The organism is Sphingopyxis sp., assembly GCF_036402335.1.
In the GTDB taxonomy this organism is placed as follows: Bacteria; Pseudomonadota; Alphaproteobacteria; order Sphingomonadales; family Sphingomonadaceae; genus Sphingopyxis.
Genome location: NZ_DASWTD010000670.1, coordinates 1 through 7,662, shown reverse-complemented (window position 1 = coordinate 7,662; position 7,662 = coordinate 1). Strand labels below are relative to the sequence as shown.

General features: G+C 66.6%; 9 protein-coding genes. 3 read left to right on the top strand and 6 right to left on the bottom strand.

The window, feature by feature from the left end:
• Together VGD20_RS21540 and VGD20_RS21535 are read right to left on the bottom strand one after the other, a co-directional pair.
• Positions 1–480, bottom strand: a 480-nt coding sequence (locus VGD20_RS21540; RefSeq protein ID WP_331136415.1) for a caspase family protein, incomplete at its 3' end; no start/stop codon positions are given.
• A 15-nt stretch (positions 481–495) separates the two neighbouring features.
• A complete protein-coding gene (locus VGD20_RS21535) occupies positions 496–1,122 on the bottom strand; it encodes a class I SAM-dependent methyltransferase (RefSeq protein WP_331136414.1) in 627 nt (208 codons plus the stop codon).
• Positions 1,123–1,214: 92 nt separating this feature from the next.
• On the opposite strand from VGD20_RS21535, the gene trxB reads away from it, so the two are divergent.
• Positions 1,215–2,180 carry a thioredoxin-disulfide reductase gene (gene trxB / locus VGD20_RS21530; RefSeq protein ID WP_331136413.1) on the top strand — a complete coding sequence of 322 codons (966 nt, stop codon included), beginning with the start codon at positions 1,215–1,217 and terminating at the stop codon, positions 2,178–2,180.
• Between the two features lie 76 nt (positions 2,181–2,256).
• Here trxB and VGD20_RS21525 read toward each other — a convergent pair whose 3' ends face one another.
• Genes VGD20_RS21525 through VGD20_RS21510 form a run of 4 tightly spaced genes read right to left on the bottom strand, consistent with a single transcriptional unit; the run spans position 2,257 to position 4,989 of the window.
• Positions 2,257–3,069 carry a hydrolase 1, exosortase A system-associated gene (locus VGD20_RS21525; protein WP_331136412.1) on the bottom strand — a complete coding sequence of 271 codons (813 nt, stop codon included), beginning with the start codon at positions 3,067–3,069 and terminating at the stop codon, positions 2,257–2,259.
• Positions 3,054–3,722 carry a hypothetical protein gene (locus VGD20_RS21520; protein ID WP_331136411.1) on the bottom strand — a complete coding sequence of 223 codons (669 nt, stop codon included), beginning with the start codon at positions 3,720–3,722 and terminating at the stop codon, positions 3,054–3,056. The genes VGD20_RS21525 and VGD20_RS21520 overlap by 16 nt, the downstream gene beginning before the upstream one ends.
• A 14-nt stretch (positions 3,723–3,736) precedes the next feature.
• The gene (locus VGD20_RS21515; protein ID WP_331136410.1) at positions 3,737–4,003 is read right to left on the bottom strand and encodes a phosphopantetheine-binding protein; all 267 of its coding nucleotides are present in this window, start codon (positions 4,001–4,003) and stop codon (positions 3,737–3,739) included.
• Entirely contained in the window at positions 4,000–4,989 is a 990-nt protein-coding gene (locus VGD20_RS21510; RefSeq protein ID WP_331136409.1) for a GNAT family N-acetyltransferase, read from the bottom strand. Before VGD20_RS21510 ends, VGD20_RS21515 begins: the two co-directional genes overlap by 4 nt.
• A gap of 35 nt (positions 4,990–5,024) precedes the next feature.
• On the opposite strand from VGD20_RS21510, the gene VGD20_RS21505 reads away from it, so the two are divergent.
• Together VGD20_RS21505 and VGD20_RS21500 are read left to right on the top strand one after the other, a co-directional pair.
• Complete coding sequence (locus VGD20_RS21505) at positions 5,025–6,557, top strand: acyl-CoA ligase (AMP-forming), exosortase A system-associated (protein ID WP_331136408.1); 1,533 nt, start codon at positions 5,025–5,027, stop codon at positions 6,555–6,557.
• On the top strand, positions 6,554–7,662 hold a 1,109-nt coding region (locus VGD20_RS21500), incomplete at its 3' end, for a pyridoxal-dependent decarboxylase, exosortase A system-associated (protein ID WP_331136407.1). The genes VGD20_RS21505 and VGD20_RS21500, both read left to right, overlap by 4 nt.

The window sequence follows — 7,662 nt, the reverse complement described above, 5'->3', positions numbered from 1 at the left end:
CGTCCCCGATCGCCACGACCGCCCGAACGGATTGTTGCGGCACGAATCGAGCACGACCATGCGTATCTGCGCGCCCGATACCGCCTCCATCATCCGGTCGAGATTGATCGCCTCATAGGGCAGGTCGAGGTCCGATTTGAGCTGCGCGTCGGTCGGGATCAGCCAGTTCTTGCCCTGCGCCTCGATCCCGTGCCCGGCATAATAGACCATCGCGACCTCGGCGCCGTCGGCCTTGGCGCGAAAGTCGCGCATCGCCTTCTGGAAGTCGTTGACCGCGAGGTCCGCGGCGACCGTCACATCGTCGAACCCCGCCTGCTTCGCCGACGCGGCGATGATCCTGATGTCGTTCGCGGGGTTGTTCAGCCGGCTGGTGTTCGAATAGTCGCTGTTGCCGATTACCAGAGCGACCTTGCGCGCCTCGGCTCCGGTTGGTGCCAGCAGGAAGAGGGTGGTGAGTGCGATAAGCCAATATCTCGTCATCTCGATATCCTCTGGTCAGGAAAGCGGGCGGGCGGCTCCATACTCGTACCAGCCGAACGGCCGCGGCGTTTTCGGGATATAGGCGGCCGCCTGCCGGTCAACGGCAAAGCCTGCCTTTTCATAGGCATCGCCGATCGGGCGGGTCAGGTGGCAATTGCCGCCGATACGTTTCCATATCGGTTCGATCCGCCGCTGCCACTTCGCGACCCGCGCATCGGGCGCGGCGCCATGTTCGAGAAAAAGCGCGGTCCCGCCAGGTTTCAGCACGCGGCGGATCTCTCCCAGCACCGCGGCCTGATCGGCAACCGAGCAAAGGGTAAAGGTCGTAACGACCGTGTCGAAGCGCCCGCTCTCGAACGGCATCGCCTCGCCGACACCGCCGCGGATGTCAGCCTCAATCCCGCGCGCCGCCGCGGCGGCCACGCTCATCGCGAGCAGTTCGGGCGACGGATCGAGCCCGCTGAAGCTCTCGATCTGCCCCGGCCGGTAGAATTGCATGTTGATCCCGCCGCCGCAGCCGAGCTCGAGCACATGGCCGCGCGCGTGTGGCACGACCTTGCTGCGCACCTTCATGATCTGCCCCTGCGAACAGGCGCATTTGATCAGCCGCGGCACCCCATGACGTTCCCACCAACTTGCCATTCGCCAGTCTCCCCTTGGCGCGGAAGGTGACCCTTGCTAGCGCTGTTGGCAACACCCATCTGTGCCTGTCCGCACAGCAACGAAAGATCGTCATGCCCGCCGTTCACCACACCAAGATGCTCATCCTCGGCTCCGGCCCCGCCGGCTTGTCGGCCGCCATTTACGCGGCACGCGCGGGCATGATGCCGATCGTGGTGCAGGGGCTGCAACCCGGGGGCCAGCTGACGATCACCACCGACGTCGAAAACTATCCCGGTTTCGCCGAGGTCGTGCAGGGCCCGTGGCTGATGGAACAGATGACCGCACAGGCGATGCACGTCGGTACCAGCATGATCTGGGACACGATCGTCGATGTCGACCTGTCGCGTCGCCCGTTCAAGCTGACCGGCGACGGCGGGGACGTCTATATGGCCGAAACGCTCGTCGTCGCGACGGGGGCGCAGGCAAAATGGCTCGGCGTCCCGGGCGAGCAGGAGCTTGGCGGCAAGGGCGTATCGGCGTGCGCGACCTGCGACGGCTTCTTCTATCGTGGCAAGAAGGTCGTGGTGATCGGCGGCGGCAACACCGCGGTCGAGGAAGCTCTCTACCTCACCAATCACAGCGACGATGTGACGCTGATCCACCGCCGCGACAGCCTGCGTGCCGAAAAGATCCTGCAGGACCGGCTTGCGGTCAACCCGAAGATCAAGACGCTCTGGAACAAGCGCGTCGAGCGCTTTGTCGCGGGCGAAGGCCTGACTGGCCTCGTCGGCGTCGACCTGATCGACACCGTCACCGGCGAGGCCAGCCACGAGCCGACCGATGGCGGTTTCGTCGCGATCGGGCACAGCCCCGCGACCGAGCTGTTCAAGGGCAAGCTGCCGCTCGACGACGACGGCTATCTGCAGATCACGCCGGGCACGTCGCTGACCTCGATCCCCGGCGTCTTTGCCGCGGGCGATGTCGCCGACAAGGTCTATCGTCAGGCGGTCACCGCCGCGGGCATGGGCTGCATGGCCGCGCTCGACGCCGAACGCTTTCTGGCCGAAGCTGAATATCGCGCGATGGCGGAGGCCTAATTTACCTCGTCATTGCGAGGAGCCGAAGGCGACGCGGCAATCCAGAGCGCACGTAAACTAGCTCTGGATTGCTTCGCTACGCTCGCAATGACGGTTGATTGAGTATCGCCAGGATTCTGGCCGCCAACCACTCGCCATCGTCCCCCGCAAAGCTGTGCGACGGGCTGGCGAGACGCTCGACTGGTACCCGGCTCAGCGCCGCCGGGCAGTTTTCGACAAAGGCCTGCGCGGTCCGGTCGCCGGTCGCGAGCAGGATCGTCGCAGGCGCCCCGAGTCCCGCCACCGCCTTGTCGATCCGCGCCGCGAGACCGTCGGGCGCGGTGGCGGGCGTCGGCGCCTTGAGCGCCGACAGCCCGCGAAACAGCTTCCGGAAATCGACTTCGCCCCTGATCAGCCGAAGCAGGCTTTTGGGGTCCTTCAGCCGCGACAGATAGCGTGCCCGGATCGCCGAGGCGGGCGGAAGCGCGGGTTCGTCGGTTTCTTCGGCTGCGCCGTCATACGTCCACGGGTTGGCGATGATCAGCCCATCGAGCGCCAGCGGCTGGTGAAGCAACAACGCGCTCGCGGCATCGCAATTGCCGAAGGCGACGATGCGCACCATGTTCGGGGCGGCCGCCCGGAACGCCGCAATCGCTGCGGCGATATCGGGCCCGCTGCTTTCAAAGCCGCCATTTGTCCCCTCGCTGTCGCCGATCCCGCGCCGGTCGAAACGGAACACCGGATGCCCCGCCTCCGCTAGCCGCGCCGCCAGCATCGCCATCCCGCGATGCGCGCCGCTGCGAATCTCGTTGCCGCCCGACACGATCAGCAGCCCGGTGCCGTCTGCCGCCTCGTCGAGGCTCGCGGCGAGCACAGCGCCTTCGCAGGCAAAGCTCAGTTGATGCCGCATGTCTTGCTCCACGCGGCAATATCGGCGGCGATCGCGCCAGCCATCGTTGCGTCCTCGCTAGGCTCGGCGCGCAGCCATAGCGGTGTTCCTGCGATACCGTCGGCGCCGAGGCCGATGCTGCGCAAAGGCTCGGCCGCCTGCGCCTCGCTCGCGCCGAGCTGCGCGATCATGGCGGGCGACAGGCGATTGCCGGCGAGCAACAGCGGCGCGGTTCTGGCTTCGTCCTGCAGGCTTTCGAGCGACGACGTCACACCCGCCTCGCGGTCGGCGCTGACGCGGGCGCGAATCAACGTGCGGAGCAGCGACCCGCCGCCGACCGGCGCTAGGCGCCACCATGCCGCCGCTCTCGCGCGATGGTCGATCAGCGCGCCGCCGCGAAACGAAGCGATGATCGTCGGGCCATCGATTCCGGATGCCACCGCGGCAAACGCGTCCTGCCAGCGGACCAGATCGACCTCGACCAGCGGAACAAGGCTTTCGTTCTGCCCCGGCAGGTCGGGGAGCACTGCCGCAAAACCTTCGGCCGCCAGCGCCCGCATCGCGAGCACCAGCGTACGGCGCGTGCGGTTCGCTTCTTCGAACAGCGGCGGGGCGATCAGGATGGTGGCGCGGGGTGTGCCCGCGGGGTCGATGCGCAGTCGATATTCGCTCATGCGCGCATCCGGGATCAACCGGTCACTTTGCGCAGCGAAAAGGCGAGCAAATTACCATAGGTTTCAAAGATTTCGCCGTCGATCTCGTCATCGTCGATGATGATGCCCAGCCGGTCTTCCATCTCGGTGAGCACCGTCGCGACCGCCATCGAATCGAATTCGGGGAGTTCGCCGAACAGGCCGCTGTCCCCGGTCAGCGCGGCGGCGCGGTCCTCGCCCAACCCGAGTACATCGGCGAGCAAGGCGCGCAGGGTGGCGTCGACGGAGCTGCTATCGGTCACTTTTCTTTCCTCAATACGGAACGGGCGAATGCCTTCAGTGCCGGCCCCCATGCCGCGACGCGCGACGGATTGAAAGCCTCGATGCGCCACAGCGGGTCGTGCCGGTTCATCCAGTCGCGCTTGTAGCCATCGTTGCCGGTGCCGAAATCGACGCGCTTCACGCCATCGACCTCGATCACATGGCGGAACAGCGCCGCCGACAACAAGGTGCCCGGCGAGGCTTTCAGGCTGTCCTCGACATGCGCGAGCTTGTGAATGAAGGCGGTGCCACCCTCGATGGTCCAGAACTGTGCCGCGACGGGGACGCCGCCGATGCGCGCGATCCCCATGCGCAGGCGGCCGCCATCGCTCTCGGCCTCGGCAAAGGCGCGGAGCAGGGCGGGGTGGCCTTCTTCGGGTTTCCAGCTCGCGGCATAGATTTGTTCGTAGGCGGCCCAGCTCCCCGGATCGAAATCGGTGAGCAGTTGGATATCGACGACGCCCTTCTTCGCCTTGCGTTGGACGGTATTGCGCAGCGCGCCCGGGCGGCTCGCCCACCAAGCGTCATGGTCCATCTCGCCAAGCTCAAGCCAATGGCGATCGCCTGCCGGGCTTTCCTTGGCCCACCAACCGGCTTTGCGAAGCGCCGACGCGATGGCATGCCGATCCTCGTCGCGAACCGGATAGAGCGACAGGCGCGCGGCTTTGGACCTGAGCTTGTGAAAGAGTTCGAAGAGCGCGACGCTTCGGTCGTCGTTCCCTGTATAGAGCGGCCGGATCGCAAAACTGTACCAGTTCGCCAGGCCAGCCAGATGTCCCGGTTTTTCGATGCGGAGGGGCAGCCATGCAGTCGTGGCGTCGGCGTGACCATGTGCGTCGAACCGACCCCGTCCCGCAAAGCCATGCGCCGCGAGCAGGTCGAACCATAGCGCGCGGTCAAATGGCGTCGCGAAGCCTGTGGCGCGCGCCGCATCATCATTAGCGTGATGTTCACCGTTCCCTTGCATGGTGCCGCCCTCTATCACTCCAGTCCTAACAGCCGATGACCAAAGCCGAAAACCCATCTTCGCGTCCGATCGACCATCTCGCCCGCTGCGGTCGCCCAGACGCGGCTGCGCTGCTGATCGGCGACAAGGTCACGACCTTTGCCGAGCTCGACGCGGGAGTCGGGCGGCTCGCATCGTGGCTGCTCGAACAGGCCGGTGGTCCGGGCGAACGTGTCGCGAGCTGGAGCGCGAAGACGCGGCTCGCATGCCTGATGCCGATCGCTGCGGCGCGCGCCGGGCTGATCCACGTCCCGGTCAATCCGCTGCTCAAGGGCCCGCAGGTCGCGCACATTCTGGCCGATAGCGGCGCGAAGCTGCTCGTCACGAACCGGTCGCGCGCCGAAATGCTTGGTGACGGGTTGCCGGTCGAATGCGCGTTGCAGGATCTGAAGATCGGCGAAGAGGTGATCGATTCGGGGGGGCAGGGGCTGCCGCCGTCGATCGCCGAGCCCGACGATCTTGCCGCCATTCTCTACACCAGCGGTTCGACCGGCCGGCCCAAGGGCGTGATGCTGAGCCACGCGAACCTGTGGCTCGGCGCCGAAAGCGTTGCCTCCTATCTGCAGATCGCGCCGGACGACCGCATACTCGGAGTGCTGCCGCTGAGCTTCGATTACGGTCAGAACCAGTTGCTCTCGAGTTGGTTTGCCGGCGCCGCGGTCGCGCCGCTCGATTATCTGACCGCGCGCGATGTCGTGAAAGCGGTGGCGCGGCACGGCGTCACGACGCTGGCGGGGGTGCCGCCGCTCTGGGTGCAACTCGTCGAGAGTGAATGGCCGGCTGACTCCGCGGGTCTCCTGAAACGCCTGACCAACAGCGGCGGCGCCTTGACGCCCTCGCTGATCAACGCGATGCGCAGGACGTTCCCGAACGCCGACATCTATCCGATGTACGGGCTGACCGAGGCGTTCCGGTCGACCTACCTCGATCCGAAGCTGGTCGCCGACCATCCAACCTCGATGGGCCGCGCGATTCCGCATGCCGAGATTCTCGTGTGCCGGCCCGATGGCGCGATCACCGCCGATGACGAGCCGGGCGAACTTGTCCATTGCGGGCCGCTCGTCGCCAAGGGCTATTGGCAGGACGATGAGCGCACGGCGCAGCGTTTCAAACCGGCGCCGCGTGCGTCGATATATCGCGGCATGGCGGTGTGGTCGGGCGATACGGTCCGCCGCGATGCCGAAGGTCTCCTCTATTTCGTCGGGCGCGACGATGCGATGATCAAGACCGCGGGCAACCGTGTCAGCCCGACCGAGGTCGAGGATGTCGCGGTGGGGTCGGGGCTGATCTATGAAGCGGTGGCGTTCGGCGTTCCCGATGCGCGGCTCGGCGCGGCGATCGTCCTTATTGTGCGAGGCAAGGACGGCGTCGCCGACGCAGAAGGGCTGGCCGGACATCTTCGCCAGAACCTGCCCAATTTCATGCAGCCGCAGACTATCGAGTGGCGCGATGCCCTGCCGCGCAACCCCAACGGCAAGCTCGACCGGGTGGCCATCGCTGCCGAATGGGCGCAAAAGGCGGCGGCATGAAACCGCATGGCCCCATCCCCCGCGGCTTTGCCGCCGACGCCGACGGCATGTTGCTCATCGGGCGTGATCGTGCCGACCGGCTGGCGGATGCTGCGGGCGATACGCCCCTGTTCGTCTACGACAGCGCGATGCTGGCCGCGCGCGTCGCCGAATGGCGTGCGGCGATGCCTGCCGAGGTCCAGCTTCATTATGCGATGAAGGCAAATCCTTACGCCCCGCTTCTCGCCTTCATGGCGCGGCTCGTCGACGGGTTCGACGTCGCCTCGGGCGGCGAGCTTAAGGCGGCGCTGGCGAGCGGCATGGCCGCCGAACACATCAGTTTCGCCGGTCCCGGCAAGCGCGATCGCGAGCTTGAAGCAGCGATCGCCGGGGGCGCGACGCTTAATCTGGAGTCGGTGGGCGAGGGCGAACGCGCACTTTCGATCGCATCGCATCTCGGGGTCAGGCCGCGGCTCGCGGTGCGCGTCAATCCCGACTTCGATCTCAAGGGATCGGGGATGAAGATGGGCGGCGGCGCCAAGCCGTTCGGGGTCGACGCCGCCGAGGTTCCGGCATTGGTCCGGCGCCTGATCGCATCGCGCGCCGACTGGCAAGGCTTCCATATTTTTGCGGGATCGCAGGCGCTTGATGCCGCCGCGATCGCCGACACGCAGGCGCAGACGGTCGCGCTCGCCGCGCGGCTGGCGGGCGAAATTGGCGCCGCCCCGCCGCTCGTCAATCTCGGTGGCGGCATGGGCGTGCCCTATTTCCCCGGCGACAAGCCGGTCGATGCCGCTGCGGTCGGCGCTGCGCTTGCCGAGACGCTGGCGGCGCGCGATCCGGCTCTCGCGGAAAGCCGGTTCGCGATGGAACTCGGCCGCTGGCTCGTCGCCGAGGCGGGGGTTTACCTGACCCGAATCGTCGACCGGAAGATCAGCCATGGCGAGACCTTCCTTGTTACCGACGGCGGCCTTCATCACCAGCTTGCGGCGAGCGGCAATTTCGGTACCGTGATCCGCCGTAACTATCCGATCGCCGTTGCGAACGCGTTCGGCGCCGAAGCGGCGGAAACGGTCTCGGTCGTGGGCTGTCTCTGCACGCCGCTCGACCGGCTCGGCGACCAGGT